Genomic DNA, 20,080 nt, shown 5'->3' with positions numbered 1-20,080 from the left:
CTTATTTAAACAGCCTGATTCAAGACGATATTACAATCGGTATTTATGATACAGAAAAATTAATCGTCAATATCCCGGCGAAAACCTTTTCTCTCAATGTAAAAGCAGGCGACCCGCTGCAAGAGGGGGATATTATCACCGACGCGATCCGCCGCAACCAGAAGAAAACAAGCATGGTGCCAAAAGAACTGTTTGGTTTTCCGCTGATCGCCCGGGCGATCCCGCTTCATGATAAAAACGGCAGAGTTATAGGCGGAGTCGGCGTCGGCACAAGTCTTGAGGGATCGTCCAAGCTTCATGATGTGGCGGAGAGCCTGTCTGCTGTCGTAGAACAAACCGCATCAGCCATCCAGGATATTTCTGAATCCATTAACGGTTTTTCAACCCAAATGTCAGGCATCTCTTCCCAAGCGAAGAAAGTCAGTGAAAGCGCCGGTGAAATTGCCGATATTTCCGTCACAGTTAAGGGAATTTCCGACCAAAGCAACCTGCTTGGCTTAAACGCCGCGATTGAAGCGGCAAGAGCGGGAGAGTCGGGGAAAGGCTTTTCCGTCGTGGCGGATGAGATCAGAAAGCTCGCCACCCATTCGAAAGAAAACGTCGGACAGATCGACCATATCACGAAAAAAATCCACAGCCTGCTTAAGGGGCTGGAGGAATCCATTGAATCCATCAACCAGCATACAGACGGGCAGGCAGCGGCTGTCGAACAGATTTCAGCAACAATGCAGGAAATCTCAGGAAGCGCGCAGCACCTTGCGAAAATGGCCGAAAAGGCGCTGGAAGAAGCTTAAAAGATCAAGGGCTGTGCCCTTGATCTTTTTTTAATGCTTTCATTCTGATTGTTCGGCGAATATGTTTTTATTAAACAAGACGCTTGGATGGGTCGGATGGAAGGAGGCGGCAAGATCATTGTGCTGTTTTGCTGTCTTCTTGTCACCGAGCTGCCAGTAACAGACGCAAAGCTGCAAATGCGGATACCAGGTGGAATATTCCACTTGTGTAAATCCTGAATCGCTGCTTTTTGCGGAAAGGGCGAGTTCATACCAAAAGGCGCCTTCCCGGTATTTTTGTTTTTCTTTAAAATAGTCACCGAGCCGGCAGCAAAACTCCGGTCTTGGCTGATCGAATAAAAAGGACTTTAACAGCGAGTGTAAGGCCGCTTCTTCATGGCCGAGCGCCCGGTAGCAGTCAGATAAATATTGGCAGGTTCTGATTTCGTCTTCGATCCAGCACTTTTTTGTAGCTAAAAAATGATGGTAATACGTAATGGCGCGGTTGTATTGCTTGTGGTCCTTCAGTTCATTGGCAAAATAAAATAAATCACGCGGCGTCAGTGTTTGATTGCCCTCCACCATTTTTTCATAGATTTTTAAGTTGCGGTCTGAAGGAGGAGCTGCGGTTTTATGATGTTTGCGATGTGTGACGGCGATATCGGTTTCTAAAATATTGCCGTATACCTCCAGATATTCATGGACCGCTCCGATCCAGCGAAACCCTTTTTCCCGCTTCACAAGCCGATTTCTCCGGTATTTAAAATTAACTTCGCCTCTCTCATCAAATCCGACGTGATAATACATCGACACTGCATCAATATCGGGACTGAGGCTTATTTTTAAATCGGCGAGCTTTTTTCTGTCTTCATCCGTCAGCACGTCATCGGCGTCCATCCAGAGGATATAATCCTTTGACGCTTTAGAAAAAGCAAAATTGCGTGCGTCGGCAAAATGGTCAGTCCATTCAAAATCATAAATCATATCCGTATAGCGGGCAGCAATTTCTTTTGTCGCATCCGCTGATCCCGTATCAACAATGACAAACTCATCGGCGATCCCCTTGACTGAATCAAGGCAGCCTGCCAGCACCTCTTCCTCATTTTTTACAATCATACACAAGCTGATGCTGATCATATCATCACCTCTCCTTTTCCAGTTTATAAAGGAGAGGGCGGAAACATGCTTCGGTCAAGCACTGTAAATGGCCGAATCCTCATCGGACGGAATCTGTTAGCTGGTATATGGTACGAGAAAGGACGCCTTACCACGCGATATGATCTTTTACTAGTTTTATTCCATCACCTGATTTACAATGAACTCATGAACTTACGTGAGGATTGATAGGAACCATGAGCATACTAAAAGCGGAACATCTTTATAAAACATACGGAGATAAAACGTTATTCAATCATATTTCCTTCCATATAGAAGAGAATGAAAGAATTGGTCTGATCGGGCCGAACGGCACCGGCAAATCTACATTGTTAAAAGTGATTGCCGGCCTTGAATCAACAGAAGAGGGGGACATCGTTAAATCGGGCAGCGTTCATGTTGAATTTTTGCATCAGGACCCTGAACTTCCTGCCGGGCAGACGGTGCTGGAACACATTTACTCTGGCGACTCGGCCGTGATGAGAACATTGCGGGAATACGAAAAAGCGCTTCAGGAACTGAATGAAGCGCCTGAAAATGCAGTATTGCAGAAAAATCTGCTCACAGCCCAAGGGAAAATGGATACAAATCATGCGTGGGACGCAAACACCTTGGCGAAAACCGTTCTCTCAAAGCTCGGTGTCAATGACGTGACAAAACCTGTGCATGAGCTGTCGGGCGGACAGAAAAAACGGGTCGCCATTGCGAAAAACCTAATTCAGCCTGCTGATCTGTTGATTTTAGACGAGCCGACAAACCATTTGGATAATGAGACGATCGAATGGCTGGAAGGCTATCTGGCGCAGTATCCGGGTGCGGTCATGCTGGTGACGCATGACCGGTATTTCTTAAACCGTGTGACGAACCGGATTTATGAGTTGGAAAATGGCAGCCTGTACACGTATCAAGGAAATTACGAGGTCTTTTTGGAAAAGCGGGCAGAACGGGAAGCGCAGGCGGAGCAAAAAGAAACAAAGCGCCAGAATTTGCTTAGACGTGAATTAGCTTGGCTCAGACGAGGAGCAAAAGCACGGTCAACAAAACAAAAAGCGCGAATCGACAGAGTCGAGGCGCTGAAGGAGCAAGACGGGCCTTCCTCTTCAGGTGCACTCGATTTTGCGATCGGCTCACACCGCCTCGGCAAACAGGTGATTGAAGCCGAGCAAGTGACAATTTCATACGGCGGGAATACATTGGTGGACAGCTTCAGCGAATTGATCATCCCTGGTGAGCGAATCGGTATCATCGGACCGAACGGCATCGGGAAAACAACGCTTTTAAACAGCCTTGCCGGACGGGTGATACCGGATAGGGGTGAGATTACAATCGGCCAAACGGTTCGGATCGGTTATTATACGCAAGACCACAGTGAAATGAATGGCGAGCTGAAAGTCATTGATTATATAAAAGAAACAGCGGAAATCGTCAAAACAACTGAAGGAGATGTCATTACAGCGGAGCAAATGCTGGAGCGTTTCTTGTTCCCGCGCCATATGCAGCGCACATTTATCCGCAAGCTGTCCGGCGGGGAAAAACGCCGTTTGTACTTGCTGCATGTACTGATGCAGGAACCGAATGTCCTGTTTTTGGATGAGCCGACCAATGATCTGGATACAGAAACACTGGGCGTGTTGGAAGACTATTTAGACCAATTTCCCGGCGTTGTCATTACGGTATCCCATGACCGGTATTTTCTTGACAGAGTTGTGGACCGGCTGATTGTGTTTGAAGGAAGCGGCGTGATTTCACGATTCCAAGGCTCTTACAGTGAGTACATGGAAAAAGCGAAGACCAAGAAATCAGCAGAAAAACAGCCGGCAGAAGAGAAACGCACTGAAGCAGAGCCGAAGAAAAAGCGGAAGAAGCTTTCATACAAGGATCAGCTTGAATGGGATGGCATTGAAGACAAAATCGCAAAGCTGGAAGAGAAGCACGAACAGCTTGAGGCAGAAATCGCCGGCGCGGGAAGTGATTTTGGAAAAATTCAAGACCTGATGGCTGAGCAGGCAAAAACAGCGGAAGAGCTGGAAGCCGCCATGGATCGCTGGACAGAATTGTCGCTTATGATTGAAGAGCTTGAGCAATAAGAAGAAAAAAGGGAGACCGCGTGACGCGGTTTTTCTTTTTGTCGAAAAGTTCACGTTTACGTTAAGGTTCAAAAGGTGTATAATAAGATCAGATACAGCAAAAGGGGGAGTAACCTTGGAATGGATGAAGATTGATCAGGTGGCCAAAAGAAGCGGGCTGACAAAGCGGACCATCCGATTTTATGAGGAGATCGGTTTAATTCCTGCGCCGAAACGGACAGAAGGCGGAGTTCGGCTTTATTCGGAAGACGATATGGAAGAGTTGGAGAAGGTGATCAATACCAAAGAAGTGCTCGGCTTTTCTCTTCAGGAGCTTCAGCATTTCATGGAAACAAGCCGCCAGCTTGAATTAAAGAAAGAAGGCTATTTGCTGTCGCTTGATCCAAAAGAGCGTAAAGAGAAATTGGAAGAAATTCAGGAAACATTGAATCATCAGCTTACGATGATTGATGAAAAGATACGCACGTTCCAAAGCTTCAAAGAGCGGCTGAACGGAATGAAAGACAAAGCGGAACACGCTATTCAGTCAATCGAATGATTTTAGTAAAAACGCTATGGATGTAGCGTTTCTTTTAATGTATCAAGTTGGAGGTCAGATCATATGGATAACAATACACAAGTGAATCAGAAAACAGGATTGCTGAGCCAGCCGAAAGCGGTGTGGGCTGTTGCATTTGCCTGTGTCATTTCCTTTATGGGAATCGGGCTGGTCGATCCTATTCTTCCGGCGATTGCAGCACAATTACATGCTTCACCTAGTGAAGTATCACTGTTATTTACAAGTTATTTGCTCGTGACAGGTTTTATGATGTTTTTTTCTGGAGCGATTTCAAGCAGGATCGGTGCAAAATGGACATTGATTCTCGGTCTTATTTTTATTATTATTTTCGCCGGACTTGGCGGAAGCTCAGGTTCTATTGCACAGCTTGTCGGCTATCGGGGCGGCTGGGGCTTAGGGAACGCCCTGTTTATTTCAACAGCGCTCGCGGTTATCGTAGGAGTATCTGTCGGCGGAAGCGCCAAAGCGATTATTCTGTATGAAGCTGCGCTTGGACTCGGGATTTCAGTCGGTCCTCTTTTAGGCGGCGAGCTGGGAAGCATCTCATGGCGCGCGCCGTTCTTTGGTGTGTCTGTCCTGATGTTTGTCGCTTTATGCGCGATTTCAATCATGCTTCCGAACATTGCAAAACCGGCGAAACGTGTTGGTGTGTTTGACGCTATGAAGGCGCTGAAATACAAAGGGCTGCTGACAATGGCGGTATCTGCATTCTTATACAACTTTGGATTTTTTATTTTACTCGCCTATTCGCCGTTTGTTCTTGATTTGGATGAACACGGACTTGGTTACGTCTTTTTCGGCTGGGGGCTGCTGTTAGCCATCACGTCGGTATTTACTGCGCCGGCACTTCACAAAGCGCTTGGCACTGTGCGCTCCCTGGTTCTTTTGTTTATCGCGTTTGCCCTAATTTTATTCATCATGGGCATCTGGACGGAGCATATGGTTCTTGTGATTACATGTATCGTTATTGCGGGAGCGGTTCTCGGGATGGTCAATACCATTATGACAACCGCCGTCATGGGCTCTGCTCCTGTCGAACGTTCCATTGCCTCTTCTGCTTACAGCTCTGTCCGCTTCATCGGCGGTGCGATCGCGCCGTGGATTGCGGGAATGCTGTCTGAACATTTTACAGCCCATACACCGTATACGGTTGGCGGAATTGTTGTTCTTGTGGGTATGCTCGTGCTTCTTGCGGGACGCAAACATTTGGCCGGGATTAAGGCTGGACATTAAAAAAAAGACACTGCGCGGGATGCAGTGTCTTTTTTTTAAAGGGCTAATGTATGCAGGAAATAGAGCCGGAGGTTGATATGAATTGATGGATTTCAATGTCTAATTTCAATATCGGGGCAGGTTAAAGGTTTTTATATCTTTCCTATCGAAATAGATAAATGGATTACTATTTATGATTGGAGAGAATCAAATGGATATAAAAACGGATAGGCTGGTAATACGTAAATTTAAATGCGAAGATTGGCAAGATGTCTATGAATACACATCAAATCCTCATGTTATGAAATATATACCGGAAGGTGTGTTTACTGAAGAGGATGCCAAGAAGTTTGTGAATGAAAATATGGGTGAAAATGCTGAAAAATTTCCCGTGGTATTAAAGGAAGAAAACATTGTAATCGGTCACATTGCTTTTTTTAAGTATTTTGGTGAGCATAGTTATGAAATTGGGTGGGTATTTAATCCGAAGTATTATAATAAAGGGTATGCCTCAGAAGCTGCACAAGCTATATTAGAATTTGGTTTTACAAACATGAAATTACATCGGATTATCGCAACCTGTCAGCCGCAGAATATCGCTTCCTATCGAGTAATGGAGAAGATCGGAATGAGAAGAGAAGGCTATTTTAAAAAATGTATTCCAAATGGAAACCAATGGTGGGATGAGTATTATTACGCTATTTTAGAAGAGGAGTGGATATGAGTTACAAACGAAGACGTTAGCGGAAGCATATACCGAGAAAAAATGGCAGTAACAAAATAAACCCGCCCTTAAAGGAGGCGGGTTTTCATTTTGATTAAAGCACTTTCGTCGTCCAAGACTCACAGTTCCATGTTTCTGTCGCAATGTCCATATAAAATTCAGGCTCGTGGGAAATCAACAGGATGGAGCCTTTGTATTCCTTAAGCGCGCGTTTGAGTTCTTCCTTGGCATCGACATCCAAGTGGTTTGTCGGCTCATCGAGTACAAGCAGATTCGTTTCTGAGTTGATCAGCTTGCACAGTCTGACTTTCGCTTTTTCGCCTCCGCTTAATACGGAGACGCGGCTTTCAATGTGCTTCGTGGTCAGCCCGCATTTTGCCAGCGCGGCACGGATTTCGTACTGCGTATAGGAAGGGAATTCACTCCATACCTCTTCGATACATGTGTTGTTGTTCGTTTCCTTAACCTCTTGCTCGAAATATCCCGTAAACAGATGCTCACCGCGCTCAACTGAGCCTTCAAGTGGCTGGATTTCACCAAGCAGACTTTTAAGCAATGTCGTTTTACCGATGCCGTTTGCACCGTAAAGGGCGATTTTTTGTCCGCGTTCCATCCGGAGATTCAAAGGACGGGAGAGCGGTGTATCATAACCGATGACAAGGTCTTTCGTTTCAAAAATCAGCTTGCCTGATGTTCTGGCCGGCTTGAAGTGGAATTCTGGTTTTGGTTTCTCTGCGGCAAGCTCAATCATATCCATCTTATCAAGCTTTTTCTGGCGGGACATTGCCATGTTCCGCGTGCTGACCCGGGCTTTGTTGCGCGCAACGAAATCCTTCAGCTCAGCGACTTCCTGCTGCTGCTTTTTATAGGCTGCTTCCAACTGCTGCTTCTTCACTGCATAGACTTCCATAAACTGATTATAATCGCCGACATAGCGGGTCAATTCTTGATTTTCTACGTGGTAAATCAGATTGATGACGCTATTTAAAAACGGAATGTCATGAGAGATCAGAATGAACGCGTTCTCGTACTCCTGCAAGTAGCGCTTCAGCCATTCGATGTGCTGTTCATCAAGATAGTTGGTCGGCTCATCAAGAAGCAGGATTTCCGGCTTCTCAAGAAGAAGCTTGGCAAGGAGCACCTTTGTACGCTGTCCGCCGCTTAGATCCGTGACGTCACGATCAAGTCCGATATCACTTAAGCCGAGGCCGCGGGCAATTTCTTCCACTTTGGAATCAATAATATAAAAATCATTATTTGTGAGAGCGTCCTGAATGACGCCGACATCCTCAAGAAGTTTCTCAAGCTCATCAGGATCGGCTTCTCCCATTTTGTTATAAATGCCGTTCATTTCTTCTTCCATCGCGAACAGATAATGAAACGCGTCTTTCAGCGCATCGCGGATGGTTTTTCCTTTCTCCAGCACCGTATGCTGATCAAGGTAGCCGACACGGACGTTTTTTGACCATTCCACTTTTCCTTCATCAGGTTCAAGCTTTCCGGTAATAATATTCATGAAGGTTGATTTTCCTTCGCCGTTCGCGCCGATCAGTCCGACGTGTTCTCCCTTTAGGAGACGGAAGGACACATTGTTGAAAATGGCCCGGTCGCCGAAGCCGTGGCTTAAATCTTTCACTGATAAAATACTCATATTCACACCTCTGTCTATAATTAAACACGCTTCTTGCGTGTAGTTCTCATGTTTGATTATAACGGACTATCCGAATTGTTAAAAGACTCGAAAGCGAAAAGAAAAATTGCGTTCCGGCTCTCATTTTGAGATACTATGGAATAGATTTGAAGAATTGAGGAGAAAAAAATGACGCAAACATGGCCATTTTTACATAACGCAAAGACTTTTATTAAAGAAAACTGGGAGACATCAGGCTTCACGAAACCGACTGACGTACAGGAGCAGACGGCTGAACTCATCATGGAAGGAAAGGATGTCATCGCTGAATCGCCAACGGGAACGGGCAAGACGCTTGCTTATGCGCTGCCGGTTCTGGAACGGCTACAGCCTGAGCAAAAACACGCTCAAGCCGTCATCTTAGCTCCATCACGCGAGCTTGTGATGCAGATTTTTCAAGTGATTCAGGATTGGAAATCGGGTTCTGAATTGCGGGCGGCATCTATCATCGGAGGGGCGAACGTGAAAAAGCAGGTGGAAAAGCTGAAAAAACACCCGCATATCATTGTCGGTACACCGGGAAGAGTGTCTGAATTAATTAAGATGAAGAAGCTGAAAATGCATGAAGTCAAGACCATTGTCCTTGATGAAGCGGATCAGCTCATTTTACCGGAGCATCGTGAAACAATGAAGCAAATTATCAAAACGACGCTTAAGGACCGGCAGCTGCTTTGTTTCTCAGCGACTTTAAAGCAGGAAACGGAACAGGTGCTGCGTGAAATGACGCAAGAGCCTGAAGTGCTGAAGGTGGAGCGCAGCCAACACGATGCTGGTAAAGTGAAGCATCAATACTTAGTCTGTGATCAGCGGGATAAAGTGAAGCTTTTACAAAAGCTTTCAAGGCTTCAAGGCATGCAGGCGCTCGTATTCGTCAGAGATATCGGCAATTTAAGCGTCTATGCGGAAAAGCTTGCGTATCACCATGTCGATCTTGGCATCTTACACAGTGAAGCGAAAAAGATGGAGCGTGCGAAGATACTGGCAGCTTTTGAAAACGGCGAATTTCCGCTGCTTTTGGCGACGGACATTGCGGCGCGCGGCTTAGACATCGAGAATCTGCCTTATGTGATTCATGCTGATATTCCTGATGAGGATGGATATATTCACAGATCGGGGAGAACCGGAAGAGCGGGAAAAGAAGGAACCGTGATCAGCCTTGTCACTCCAATGGAGGAATCAAAGCTGAAAAAAATGGCAAAGAGACTTGGACTGACTTTACAGCAGGTTGTTTATGCTAAAGGCCAATTGGCAGAAAAATAAAAAAGGCGGGGATCTCCCCGTCTTTTTTATTATTGCACACTTGGTTCACTGACTTTTATCAGCTGTTTTCCTTTGTTTTTTCCTTGAAAGAGTCCGAGGAAAGCGTCAGGAATTTTGTCAAAGCCTTCTGTAATGGTTTCCTCATAATGAAGCTTTCCATCCTTCAGCCATTCCGCCAGCTGCTTTGCCCCTTCAGGAAAACGCTCAGAATAGTCACTGACGATAAAGCCTTGCATCAGCGCTTTTGTTTTAATCAACTTGGACTGCACACGAGGCCCCATATCATCCTTCTCGCTTTCGGCATTGTAGGATGAAATCGCGCCGCACACAGGTATGCGGGCAAACTCATTCAGCAGGTTCATAACGGAGTCTGAAATCGGGCCGCCGACATTGTCAAAATAGACATCGACACCATCCGGGCAAGCGTCAGCAAGCGCTTTTTGGATGTCATCTTCGGTTTTGTAGTTAATGGCTTCATCGAATTGCAGCTCATCCTTCAAATAAGCTATCTTTTCATCAGACCCCGCAATCCCTACAACGCGCGCGCCTTTAATTTTGGCGATCTGTCCGACAGTTGAGCCGACTGCTCCCGCAGCTCCTGAAACGACAACGGTTTCGCCTTGTTTTGGGCGGCCGATGTCCATAAGACCGAAGTATGCGGTTAAGCCAGTCATTCCCAATATACCGAGATAAGCTGAAGCCGGAGCGATGCTTGTATCAATTTTCCGCAGGGCGGACTCGCTGGCAGCGGAATACTCCTGCCAGTTTAAGTTGCCGATGACGATATCGCCTTTTTTAAACTGACCATCACCGTCTGACACAACCTCAGCTATCACCCCGCCTGATAAAGCTTCGTCCAGGGCAAACGGCTCCACATATGACTTCGTATTCTGCATCCGGCCGCGCATATACGGATCGACCGATACATAAAGCGTTTTAACAAGCACTTCACCTTGTTTGGGTTCAGGGACAGAAATCGTTTCAAAACGGAAGTCTTCATGTTTGGGAACCCCTTGAGGGCGTCTGGCTAATTGTATTTGCTGTTGAGATTCTGGCATGCTGATCCTCCTATCATATTGATTTACACCAATGTAACACGGACAGGCTGAGGAACACAAAAGTAACGCGGGGGGAAAGTGTGCTGGGGAAATATAAAAAAGGAGGGGATCAGCCCTCCTTTTGTTTCATGCACGTAATTTCGGACATAGCCCCGTCGGCAGGCACATCGGCTTCTGATCGATCGGGCTTCTCATGATGCAGCATTCCAGTCCGAAGACTTCTCGGAAAAATGGCTGGGTAAACACGTCTTCAGGTGTTCCGGCATTGTATATTTTTCCGTCCAGCACGCTGATGAGATAGTCCGCATATTGAGCGGCCTGGTTTAAATCATGAAGCACCATGACGACTGTGCGCCCATGGTCGCGGTTCAGCGTTTTTAATAGTTCGAGCACTTCAATCTGATGTGAAATATCTAAATAAGTGGTCGGTTCATCAAGCAAAAGCAGATCAGTGCCTTGTGCGAGCGCCATAGAGATCCATGCTCGCTGCCTTTGGCCGCCTGACAGCGCATCAAGCGTCCGGTCCTTCAGCTCGTTCATCCCCGTTGCTTCCAGCGCCCACTCTACCATGTCGTGGTCCTCTTGGGTATGCTTGGATAACAGCTTCTTATGGGGATGTCTGCCGAAATAGCATAATTCCCGTACCGTCAATCCTTCAGGCGCCTGAGGGGATTGCGGCAGGATCGCCAATTTTTTTGCCACTTCTTTTGACGGCTGGCGGTGAATATCTTTTCCTTCTAAAAGAACAGAACCGCTTTTCGGAGCCATCAGTCTGGCAAGCGATTTGAGGATTGTCGATTTCCCGCAGCCATTGGCGCCGATGAGTGCAGTGATTTTTCCTTCTTCAATCTTTAAGTCAACACCGTCAATAATCACTGTGCTGTCATATGATAGAGTGAGCTGGTCTGCAGTCAATTTTCCCATTGTATTCTCTCCCTACTGTTTCCTCGCTTCGAATTTTAATAAATATAAAAAATAGGGCGCGCCGATCACGGCTGTCAATATTCCGGCCGGTATTTCAACCGGCGGCATGATGCCGCGTCCTAACGTATCTGCGATAAGTAATATAATAGCACCGATTAATGCCGATGCAGGCAGTAAATATTTGGCTTTTTCTCCGGCAAGCCGTCTGGCGATATGCGGGGCAAGCAGTCCGATAAAACCGATAGATCCGACAACGGCCACGCAGCTTCCGGCAAGCGCTACTGCAGTGAAAATCAGGATGAATCTCAGCCGATTTGCGTTTTCGCCAAGTCCTTGCGCAAGCTCATCTCCTAATGACATGAGATCAAGTTTCGGAATGAGGATGCAGACGATCGGCAAAAGAACCAAAAGCCATGGCGAAAGCAGCTTGACTTCTTCCCAATTTCTGCCCCAGAGGCTTCCTGTCAGCCAAATGAGCGCCGCATTCACATCACCCGGAAACTTCACCATCATATATTGCATGCCGGCGTGGCAGACAGCGCCTAAGGCGATGCCTGATAAAGCCAATGAAGAGGGCTGAATGCTTTTTTTGCGGGCTATCAGTAATAATAGTACAGCAATAATGGCTGCTCCGGCAAATGCTGAGAACGGCAGCACGTAAACCGGAGATTTAGGAAAGATCAGGATGACGGCCATTGCCGCAAGACCCGATCCTTTTGAAATCCCTATCACGTCGGGAGAAGCAAGCGGATTTCGGATGACGCCCTGCAAAATCGCCCCCGCCGCAGCAAGTCCGGCACCTGCCAATATGGCTAATATAATGCGCGGCAATCGATATTGCTGAATGATAAATTCAAAGGAGTCATCCAGTCCCAATAAGTTTGTAATCACCGCATCAGGTGAAATATATAATGCCCCGAATCCGATGCTGATCACGGAAAGAACGAGCAGGATCGCAGCCAGTATGAGTATGACGAACAAGGGGCGTTTTTGTTTTCTGGTTGTTTTCTTCATTTCAGATTTCGCCCTTTCCTTGCCAAGTATAAGAAAAATGGTGTCCCGATAATAGCTGTGACGATACCGACCGGAGATTCATAAGGAAAGGCAATCCATCTGGCCAGAACATCTGCGTATACCAATAAAATCGCGCCGAACAATGCGGAAAACGGAAGCACATACTTATAATTTTCTCCCGCGACCTTGCGGACAATATGCGGAACAAGCAATCCGACAAAGCCGATCGGCCCGGCGACGGCGACAGAAGCACCTGAAAGGATCAAAATAATAAAGCTGATCAGGATCCGGATTCCGTTCATATTTTGTCCGAGCCCTTTTGCCGTTTCATCACCAAGACCTAGAACAGAGACTGATCCGGAAAACACGAGGGCAAGACTGATCCCGATGACTGAAAACGGGGCAATCGTCAGGACATCCTGCCAGCTGCTGCCGTCAATCGCTCCCGTCATCCAGTACAGAACATCCTCTCCGGACTCATTTAAAATAATGACCGCTTGTGTCATAGAAGACAGAAACAAATGCACCGCCATACCTGATAAAGCCAGTTTGACAGGTGTCATTCCGCCTGATGAAGCAATCATATAAACGATCGCGCCGCCTGCTGCCGCGCCCGCGAAAGCAAACACAACAGAGGAGTAGGCTGACGCAGGCAATATGACAATTGAAGCAACGACAAAAAGGGATGCACCCGCGTTCACGCCGAAAATTTGAGGTGAAGCCAGAGGGTTTCTTGTCATAGCCTGCATCAGCGCGCCGGCCACAGCCAGGCTGGCGCCGACGAAAACGCCGATTAAGGTTCGGGGAAGGCGGAGGGTAGAGATGATGAGCTGTTCTTTTGACCCATCCCATACAAAAAGATATTTCAAAGCATCAATAATGCCGATGTCAGATGCTCCTACAGAAAGATTCAGCCCCAGCCCGAATATAAACAGAATAAGTGCGATGATAAAAATCATCAATCTAGATGCTGAGCGCCGTTTGGCTGAATGATACAACAGTCTCACTTCCTTATTGCGTCTGTTATCAAAAAGAAGCAAGGGATCTCCTCGCTTCTTTTTGGATACTACTTATTATACACTTTTTTGAGCACATCTTTGGCGCTTGTTTCACTTGACTGGATTCCTCTGAATCTTGTCCAAATATCACGGTCCGCATCATAAATCTGGCCGTTTTTCACAGCTTTTAGGTTTTTCCAGAGCGGATTCTTTTTCCAATCGTCAACGATCGTTTTGCCCTCGTTAGCTGAAATAAATAAAATATCCGGGTCGATTTTGCTTAATTGCTCCAGGTTGACCTCTTGATAGGCGGTATCTGATTTGACAGCGTGTGTAAAGCCAAGCATTCTGAAGATTTCGCCGTCATATGAAGATGATGTATGGAGCTGGAAGGAATCTGATCTTGCTACCCCGAGAACAATGCTGCGGTCTTCATCTTTCGGGAGCTCCGCTTTCAGGCCGTCAATTACCTTATTATGCTGCGCAAGCTTTTCTTTTCCTTCCTCTTCCTTATTTAAGGCTTTAGAAATCGTTTTGTAGCTGTCAATTGTTTCATCATACGTCGCTTCCCGGCTCTTTAATTCAATTGTCGGTGCGATTTGTTTCAGTTGTTTATAAATATTTTTATGACGCTCAGCGTCAGCGATGATCAAATCAGGTTTTAAGGAGCTGATCACTTCAAGGTTCGGCTCGCTTCGTGTGCCTACCGATGTGTAATCGATTGAGCTGCCGACAAGCTTTTTAATCATATCTTTTTTGTTGTCATCGGCAATGCCAACCGGCGTTATGCCGAGATTTTTCACAGCGTCTAAGAATGATAGTTCAAGGACAACGACCTTTTTAGGAGTGCCGGTCACTGGCGTTTTTCCTTCTTCGTGCTGGATCACTCTGGAATTCTTATCGGATTTGCTGCCGTTGTTTTCTTGGCTGGATGAACAGCCTGACACGATCAAACAGGCTAGTAATAAAACACTCATGATTGCAATGAATTTTTTCTGATAGGTACGCATTTTATTCTTCCCTTTTCTGATTTTTAATAATGAGAATCATTATCACAAATAAAACACTATAATAGTATGGCTTATCATGTCAAGATGTTTTAAGGAAACGATGATTATTGCTTTCTGATGAATGCGTCATCAGGAAGAAATAAATGGTATGCATTGGTGTCGTGTTTATTAGACAAAAATTCATTGGCATTTGCTTGAGAAGCAGCGAGCATATCAGCACTGACAAACGGAAGGAGAGCGCTGAGATAGCCGGACAGTTTTTCCTCTAACTCTTCAGAGACGGCGAATTCAATGTCTCCGATATTCATAATAATAGAGAAAACAAAGTCAATATCGATATGGAAGGTTTCCTCTGCAAAGACTGCCAGCTCATGAATTCCGGCCGGGCTGCCAATACGCTGATGAAATACCTGTTTGACTAAATCACTCACAACCCACGCGTTGTATTGTTGTTCGGGTGAAAAATATTGTATGGGACCCACCTCCTGCTCGTACGGAACACGATCGGGCTTTCCGCGAACCATTTTTTACAAGTTTTGATTATTCTGAAAACAAGTAACGGTTGCTTTTACTTTAACATAGCAGGGAAATAAATATCTACTACCATTCTTCCTGTTTTTAGAGAGAAATGTTCTCCGTCTTGTTTAACAAAAAAACACACAGGGTATGAAATAAATAGAATCATCAAAGGAGGAATTCGAGATGAAACCAGTAGTAAGAGAATATACAAATGATGAGAAATTAATGAAGGATGTCGAAGAGCTGAAACAGCTGGGTGTGGCGAAAGAAGATGTGTACGTCTTATCCCACGACGATGACAGAACAGAACGATTAGCCGACAATACGGACGCCAATACAATTGGGGCGAAAGAAACAGGGCTTAAGCATGCGGTAGGTAATGTCTTTAATAAAAAAGGCGATGAGCTTCGCAACAAAATCCATGAAATTGGCTTTTCAGAACAAGAGGCTTCACAATTTGAAGAACGCCTGGATGAAGGAAAAGTGCTTCTCTTTGTAACGGATAATGAAAAAGTTAAATCATGGGCGTAATGCAGAAACTGACTCCCGAAAGGCGATACATAAGCCTTTCGGGTTTTTTGCGTGAAAACATGGTTTGCGGTCTCTGCGGTGATTTTTGCAGAATGCCGCAATCAGAATGGTGTATATTTTCGGTTATGAAAACCCCTGAATTTGCTATTATATTTCTGTGAGAAAATGGAATAAAATCTCACAAAAAAGAAAATGGGGGTACATAGTGAATGAAAAAAATGGTATTAGCCACGGCTCTTTTTTTAGGTTTGACTCCGGTTGGGGCAAACGCGGCGGATTTGGGCCATCAGACGTTAGGGTCAAATGATGGCTGGGGAGCGTACTCCACTGGCACGACAGGCGGATCAAAAGCATCTTCATCCCAAGTATATACAGCCAGCAACAGAAACCAGCTTGTTTCTGCATTGGGCAAGAACACCAACACAACGCCAAAAATCATTTATATCAAGGGAACGATTGACATGAATGTGGATGACAATCTGAAGCCGCTTGGTTTAAACGACTATAAAGATCCAGAGTACGACCTTAACAAATATTTGAAAGCTTACGACCCAAGCACATGGGGCAAAAAAGAGCCGTCGGGAACACAGGAAGAGGCCAGAGCACGTTCTCAGAAAAACCAAAAGGCCCGCGTCATGCTCGATATTCCTTCGAATACGACGATCGTCGGTTCGGGGACAGACGCCAAGATCCTGGGGGGAAACTTCCAGATCAAGAGCGATAACGTGATCATCCGCAATATTGAATTCCAAGACGCATATGATTATTTCCCGCAATGGGATCCGACTGACGGAAGCTCAGGAAACTGGAACTCACAATATGACAACATCACCATAAACGGCGGCACACACGTATGGATCGATCATTGTACATTTAATGACGGCTCCCGCCCGGACAGCACATCTCCAAATTATTTCGGAAGAAAATATCAGCACCATGACGGCCAAACCGATGCCTCAAATGGCGCCAACTATATCACAATGTCTTACAACTATTATCACGATCATGATAAAAGCTCTATTTTCGGATCAAGCGACAGCAAAACATCAGATGATGGCAAATTAAAAATAACCCTTCACCATAACCGCTACAAAAATATCGTCCAGCGCGCACCGAGAGTCCGTTTTGGGCAGGTACACCTGTACAACAACTATTATGAAGGCAGCACAGGCTCTTCAGGTTATGCCTTCAGCTATGCGTGGGGAGTAGGAAAATCATCTAAAATCTACGCGCAAAACAATGCGATTGACGTACCGGGACTGTCAGCAGCTAAGACGGTCAGCGTGTTCAGCGGGGGGACGGCTTTATATGATTCCGGCACATTGCTGAATGGTACTCAGATCAACGCATCGTCTGCCAACGGGCTGAGTTCTTCTGTCGGCTGGACCCCATCGCTGCATGGATCAATTGATGCTTCCGTCAATGTGAAATCGAATGTTATATCTCAAGCGGGAGCAGGTAAAATAAACTGAATTTTAAAAAACACAAAGGACTGATCCCCTTTGTGTTTTTTAATTAAGAAAAACGTTTATTAACTTAGTTAAGGAGTAAAATAAAAGGGGGGATGGGAAAACAAGTTTACAGGAGGAGACCTACAATGGCTTCAGAAAAAGACGCAGAAAAACAGTCAGCAGTAAAACTCGTTCCTTTACTGATTACTGTCGCTGTGGGATTAATCATTTGGTTTATTCCCGCGCCGTCCGGACTTGAACCTAAAGCTTGGCATTTGTTCGCGATTTTCGTCGCAACGATTATCGGCTTTATCTCCAAGCCCTTGCCAATGGGTGCAATCGCTATTTTTGCATTGGCAGTTACTGCTTTAACCGGAACGTTATCTATCGAGAATACATTAAGCGGATTCGGAAATAAGACCATCTGGCTTATCGTTATCGCATTCTTTATTTCCCGGGGATTTATCAAAACCGGACTGGGTGCGAGAATTTCTTATGTATTCGTTCAGAAATTCGGAAAGAAAACACTTGGACTTTCTTATTCACTGTTATTCAGTGATTTAATACTATCACCTGCTATTCCAAGTAATACGGCGCGTGCAGGAGGCATTATTTTTCCTATTATCAGATCATTATCAGAGACATTCGGATCAAGCCCGGCAGATGGGACAGAAAGAAAGATCGGTGCTTTCTTATTGAAAACCGGTTTTCAGGGGAACTTGATTACATCTGCCATGTTCTTGACAGCGATGGCGGCAAACCCGCTGATTGCCAAGCTGGCCCATGATGTCGCAGGGGTGGACTTAACATGGACAAGCTGGGCGATTGCCGCAATTGTTCCGGGACTTGTGAGCTTAATCATTACACCGCTTGTCATTTACAAGCTGTATCCGCCGGAAATTAAAGAAACACCCGATGCGGCTAAAATTGCAACAGAAAAGCTGAAAGAAATGGGACCATTTAAAAAATCTGAACTATCCATGGTTGTTGTCTTTCTTTTGGTGCTCGCTCTTTGGATCTTTGGCGGAAGCTTCAACATTGATGCCACGACAACAGCGTTAATTGGATTGTCCGTTCTTTTATTATCACAGGTATTGACTTGGGATGATATTAAGAAAGAACAAGGCGCGTGGGATACGCTCACATGGTTTGCGGCGCTTGTCATGCTGGCCAATTTCCTGAATGAGTTAGGTATGGTTTCTTGGTTCAGTAACGCTATGAAATCTTCAGTATCAGGATTCTCATGGATTGTGGCATTCTTAATCTTAATTGTTGTGTATTTCTACTCTCACTACTTCTTTGCAAGTGCCACAGCCCACATCAGTGCGATGTATTCAGCATTTTTGGCTGTGGTTGTGGCAGCGGGCGCACCGCCGCTTTTAGCAGCGCTGAGCCTCGCATTCTTCAGCAATCTGTTCGGGTCAACGACCCACTACGGTTCTGGAGCGGCTCCGGTCTTCTTCGGAGCAGGATACATTCCGCAAGGCAAATGGTGGTCTATCGGATTTATCCTGTCGATTGTCCATATTGTGACATGGCTGGTCATCGGCGGATTATGGTGGAAAGTGTTGGGGATATGGTAGAAAAAAAGGCAGACGCGTTTTCGCGTTCTGCTTTTTTTATGTCCAGATATTACACCTCGGACAATCACATTACATAACGGTGTGAGTAATATGATGTATGAGGTGATGTAATGAGCAGGTTTCGCCGAAATCATAATGGGAACACGGAATACAAACCTTATAAATATATGAGCCGGCATGCGAAAAGCTGGTACAAAGAAAAATTGCAATCTTATACAGAAAAAAATGCTGGCAGGACTGACCCCAATGTAACTTCTGTATCCTGCGCACAATCCCCTGCCATTTGCCCGCCTAATCAAGTACAGGGACCAGAAGGCAGAAGAGGACCTGTTGGCGCACGCGGCCCGCAAGGTGCACAGGGGCCGCCGGGTCCGATCGGCCCGACTGGTCCCCCGGCTCCTGCGGTGCTGCCGATATTGGCCTTTCAAAACGCATCGGAACAGGTTGTAATTCCATTAGACCATACGCCGGTCAATGTGTTAAGCGCAACATTAGATGCAAAAACCAACCAATTCGTGAAAGTGGATGCGACAGCTCAAGTAAATATTGAAGTGAATCCATTAGCCCCTAGTTTTTCCATGCAGCTTTCTATCAATCTGCAAAGAAATGGTATCCCGATTCATACACAAATACGTGAGAGTAATTTGTTTTATTCTGGCGGACAATCCATCCTCATTCCTTATACGTATGTTGATGAAATGTCAGCGGGTGAATCGCTTTCTTATGATTTGGTTTTCACCGTATTACATGCAAAGGATGTCACACAAGTAGATGTGACGACTCGTAATTTTAACGTCACAGGGATTCCGCAGATATAAGTTTTTTAAAAAAAGGTGATAGATCACAATCATCTTTTTTATTTTTGGGTCTGACAGAAGGAAGCCGGCAGTCCTTATGCTGCATATGATAGGTAAACCATAGAAACAGACAAGGGAGCGATGGATGTTGAATGAGTAATCTCATTGTAAACGGGGGGTTTGAAACTGGCGATTTGACGGGATGGAGCTCAGCATATACTGAAATAAACAGTCAATTTGTCCATACCGGAAGATATTCTGCACAGTTTGCTAATACAATACCTTTTGCTTTTCTCGCACAAATGGTTCCGGTTACTGCCGGGCAATCACTGGCCTTCCAAGTTTCTTTAGGGACACTTGGTATTGAACCAAGTCCTCAAGTATCGATGCAAATCTTATTCGTAAACGACATAGGCGAACAAATTGGAACCGGGTTAGACGTTGTCATTGTTCCTGACAATTTACCGAATCTTGTATTTAATACCTGGAATGAAATCTATCAAACAACACATCAAATACCGTCGGATGGAGCTTTCGCTATTATCATAATTAGTAAAACATCTTTTGGTCCTGTTTTAATAGATGATGTTTCGATCGTTGAGTTTGTGAATGGAATCGGAGTAACAGGACCAACAGGTGTAACTGGCGTAACGGGGGCAACCGGAGCAACAGGTGTAACGGGAGCAACAGGAGTAACCGGAGCGACAGGAGCAACCGGAGAAACCGGACCAACAG

General features: G+C 45.6%; 19 protein-coding genes. 11 read left to right on the top strand and 8 right to left on the bottom strand.

Translation table 11 applies throughout. The features are described 5' to 3' along the window. Positions 1–173 precede the first annotated feature (173 nt). The gene (locus AXI57_RS19490) at positions 174–794 is read left to right on the top strand and encodes a methyl-accepting chemotaxis protein (protein WP_371861955.1); all 621 of its coding nucleotides are present in this window, start codon (positions 174–176) and stop codon (positions 792–794) included. Between the two features lie 39 nt (positions 795–833). On the opposite strand, the gene AXI57_RS19485 is transcribed toward AXI57_RS19490, so the two are convergent. After that, positions 834–1,910: a tetratricopeptide repeat-containing glycosyltransferase family 2 protein gene (locus AXI57_RS19485; RefSeq protein WP_061671030.1), complete on the bottom strand. Its 1,077-nt coding sequence runs from the start codon at positions 1,908–1,910 to the stop codon at positions 834–836. A gap of 215 nt (positions 1,911–2,125) precedes the next feature. Here AXI57_RS19485 and AXI57_RS19480 point away from each other — a divergent pair, with 215 nt between their 5' ends. The 4 genes from AXI57_RS19480 to AXI57_RS19465 all read left to right on the top strand — a co-directional run bounded on the left by AXI57_RS19480 (position 2,126) and on the right by AXI57_RS19465 (position 6,510). Further along, positions 2,126–4,015, top strand: a complete 1,890-nt coding sequence (locus AXI57_RS19480) for an ABC-F family ATP-binding cassette domain-containing protein (protein ID WP_061671029.1) — start codon at positions 2,126–2,128, stop codon at positions 4,013–4,015. A 115-nt stretch (positions 4,016–4,130) separates the two neighbouring features. Then, positions 4,131–4,553, top strand: coding sequence for a MerR family transcriptional regulator (locus tag AXI57_RS19475; protein WP_003328348.1), 423 nt, complete (start codon positions 4,131–4,133; stop codon positions 4,551–4,553). A gap of 63 nt (positions 4,554–4,616) precedes the next feature. Then, positions 4,617–5,807 (top strand): MFS transporter, encoded by a 1,191-nt coding sequence (locus AXI57_RS19470; protein ID WP_003328347.1) that lies wholly within the window; start codon positions 4,617–4,619, stop codon positions 5,805–5,807. A gap of 190 nt (positions 5,808–5,997) precedes the next feature. After that, positions 5,998–6,510, top strand: coding sequence for a GNAT family N-acetyltransferase (locus AXI57_RS19465; protein WP_061671028.1), 513 nt, complete (start codon positions 5,998–6,000; stop codon positions 6,508–6,510). Between the two features lie 94 nt (positions 6,511–6,604). Here the strand turns inward: AXI57_RS19465 and AXI57_RS19460 are convergent, their stop codons facing one another. After that, the gene (locus AXI57_RS19460) at positions 6,605–8,161 is read right to left on the bottom strand and encodes an ABC-F family ATP-binding cassette domain-containing protein (RefSeq protein ID WP_010787914.1); all 1,557 of its coding nucleotides are present in this window, start codon (positions 8,159–8,161) and stop codon (positions 6,605–6,607) included. 168 nt (positions 8,162–8,329) lie between these two features. Here AXI57_RS19460 and AXI57_RS19455 point away from each other — a divergent pair, with 168 nt between their 5' ends. Next, a complete protein-coding gene (locus tag AXI57_RS19455; protein WP_061671027.1) occupies positions 8,330–9,460 on the top strand; it encodes a DEAD/DEAH box helicase in 1,131 nt (376 codons plus the stop codon). Between the two features lie 29 nt (positions 9,461–9,489). Here AXI57_RS19455 and AXI57_RS19450 read toward each other — a convergent pair whose 3' ends face one another. From AXI57_RS19450 to AXI57_RS19425, 6 genes are all read right to left on the bottom strand, one after another. Beyond that, the gene (locus tag AXI57_RS19450) at positions 9,490–10,518 is read right to left on the bottom strand and encodes an NADP-dependent oxidoreductase (RefSeq protein ID WP_010787916.1); all 1,029 of its coding nucleotides are present in this window, start codon (positions 10,516–10,518) and stop codon (positions 9,490–9,492) included. 126 nt (positions 10,519–10,644) lie between these two features. Then, positions 10,645–11,442 (bottom strand): Fe(3+)-citrate ABC transporter ATP-binding protein YfmF, encoded by a 798-nt coding sequence (yfmF, locus tag AXI57_RS19445; RefSeq protein WP_061671026.1) that lies wholly within the window; start codon positions 11,440–11,442, stop codon positions 10,645–10,647. Between the two features lie 12 nt (positions 11,443–11,454). Beyond that, positions 11,455–12,456 carry a Fe(3+)-citrate ABC transporter permease YfmE gene (gene yfmE, locus AXI57_RS19440; protein WP_061671025.1) on the bottom strand — a complete coding sequence of 334 codons (1,002 nt, stop codon included), beginning with the start codon at positions 12,454–12,456 and terminating at the stop codon, positions 11,455–11,457. After that, entirely contained in the window at positions 12,453–13,454 is a 1,002-nt protein-coding gene (gene fecD / locus AXI57_RS19435; RefSeq protein ID WP_061671161.1) for a Fe(3+) dicitrate ABC transporter permease FecD, read from the bottom strand. The genes yfmE and fecD overlap by 4 nt, the downstream gene beginning before the upstream one ends. A gap of 68 nt (positions 13,455–13,522) precedes the next feature. Then, positions 13,523–14,464, bottom strand: coding sequence for an ABC transporter substrate-binding protein (locus AXI57_RS19430; protein ID WP_061671024.1), 942 nt, complete (start codon positions 14,462–14,464; stop codon positions 13,523–13,525). Between the two features lie 104 nt (positions 14,465–14,568). Then, positions 14,569–14,937, bottom strand: a complete 369-nt coding sequence (locus AXI57_RS19425) for a DUF3212 family protein (RefSeq protein ID WP_034718380.1) — start codon at positions 14,935–14,937, stop codon at positions 14,569–14,571. A gap of 229 nt (positions 14,938–15,166) precedes the next feature. Here AXI57_RS19425 and AXI57_RS19420 point away from each other — a divergent pair, with 229 nt between their 5' ends. The 5 genes from AXI57_RS19420 to AXI57_RS19400 form a co-directional block, all read left to right on the top strand. Further along, a complete protein-coding gene (locus tag AXI57_RS19420; RefSeq protein WP_003328334.1) occupies positions 15,167–15,514 on the top strand; it encodes a YflT domain-containing protein in 348 nt (115 codons plus the stop codon). Between the two features lie 209 nt (positions 15,515–15,723). Then, on the top strand, positions 15,724–16,986 hold the full coding sequence (locus AXI57_RS19415; protein ID WP_061671023.1) for a pectate lyase: 1,263 nt from the start codon (positions 15,724–15,726) through the stop codon (positions 16,984–16,986). A gap of 125 nt (positions 16,987–17,111) precedes the next feature. Further along, on the top strand, positions 17,112–18,548 hold the full coding sequence (locus tag AXI57_RS19410) for an anion permease (RefSeq protein ID WP_013390434.1): 1,437 nt from the start codon (positions 17,112–17,114) through the stop codon (positions 18,546–18,548). Between the two features lie 110 nt (positions 18,549–18,658). Beyond that, positions 18,659–19,366 (top strand): hypothetical protein, encoded by a 708-nt coding sequence (locus AXI57_RS19405; RefSeq protein WP_003328328.1) that lies wholly within the window; start codon positions 18,659–18,661, stop codon positions 19,364–19,366. Between the two features lie 131 nt (positions 19,367–19,497). Further along, on the top strand, positions 19,498–20,080 hold a 583-nt coding region (locus AXI57_RS19400; protein WP_155724098.1), incomplete at its 3' end, for an NTTRR-F1 domain.

It is taken from the genome of Bacillus atrophaeus, from assembly GCF_001584335.1.
GTDB lineage: Bacteria > Bacillota > Bacilli > Bacillales > Bacillaceae > Bacillus > Bacillus atrophaeus.
This window is presented reverse-complemented; position numbering and strand designations above follow the sequence as displayed.

Bases quoted from the DNA above. Each gene is read 5' to 3' on its own strand.
- yfmF (WP_061671026.1), bottom strand. From the start codon at position 11,442: ATGGGAAAATTGACTGCAGACCAGCTCACTCTATCATATGACAGCACA.
- AXI57_RS19485 (WP_061671030.1), bottom strand. From the start codon at position 1,910: ATGATCAGCATCAGCTTGTGTATGATTGTAAAAAATGAGGAAGAGGTG.
- AXI57_RS19420 (WP_003328334.1), top strand. From the start codon at position 15,167: ATGAAACCAGTAGTAAGAGAATATACAAATGATGAGAAATTAATGAAG.
- AXI57_RS19450 (WP_010787916.1), bottom strand. From the start codon at position 10,518: ATGCCAGAATCTCAACAGCAAATACAATTAGCCAGACGCCCTCAAGGG.
- AXI57_RS19490 (WP_371861955.1), top strand. From the start codon at position 174: ATGGTGCCAAAAGAACTGTTTGGTTTTCCGCTGATCGCCCGGGCGATC.
- yfmE (WP_061671025.1), bottom strand. From the start codon at position 12,456: ATGAAGAAAACAACCAGAAAACAAAAACGCCCCTTGTTCGTCATACTC.
- AXI57_RS19455 (WP_061671027.1), top strand. From the start codon at position 8,330: ATGACGCAAACATGGCCATTTTTACATAACGCAAAGACTTTTATTAAA.
- AXI57_RS19460 (WP_010787914.1), bottom strand. From the start codon at position 8,161: ATGAGTATTTTATCAGTGAAAGATTTAAGCCACGGCTTCGGCGACCGG.
- AXI57_RS19410 (WP_013390434.1), top strand. From the start codon at position 17,112: ATGGCTTCAGAAAAAGACGCAGAAAAACAGTCAGCAGTAAAACTCGTT.
- AXI57_RS19415 (WP_061671023.1), top strand. From the start codon at position 15,724: ATGAAAAAAATGGTATTAGCCACGGCTCTTTTTTTAGGTTTGACTCCG.
- AXI57_RS19405 (WP_003328328.1), top strand. From the start codon at position 18,659: ATGAGCAGGTTTCGCCGAAATCATAATGGGAACACGGAATACAAACCT.
- AXI57_RS19465 (WP_061671028.1), top strand. From the start codon at position 5,998: ATGGATATAAAAACGGATAGGCTGGTAATACGTAAATTTAAATGCGAA.
- AXI57_RS19480 (WP_061671029.1), top strand. From the start codon at position 2,126: ATGAGCATACTAAAAGCGGAACATCTTTATAAAACATACGGAGATAAA.
- AXI57_RS19470 (WP_003328347.1), top strand. From the start codon at position 4,617: ATGGATAACAATACACAAGTGAATCAGAAAACAGGATTGCTGAGCCAG.
- AXI57_RS19430 (WP_061671024.1), bottom strand. From the start codon at position 14,464: ATGCGTACCTATCAGAAAAAATTCATTGCAATCATGAGTGTTTTATTA.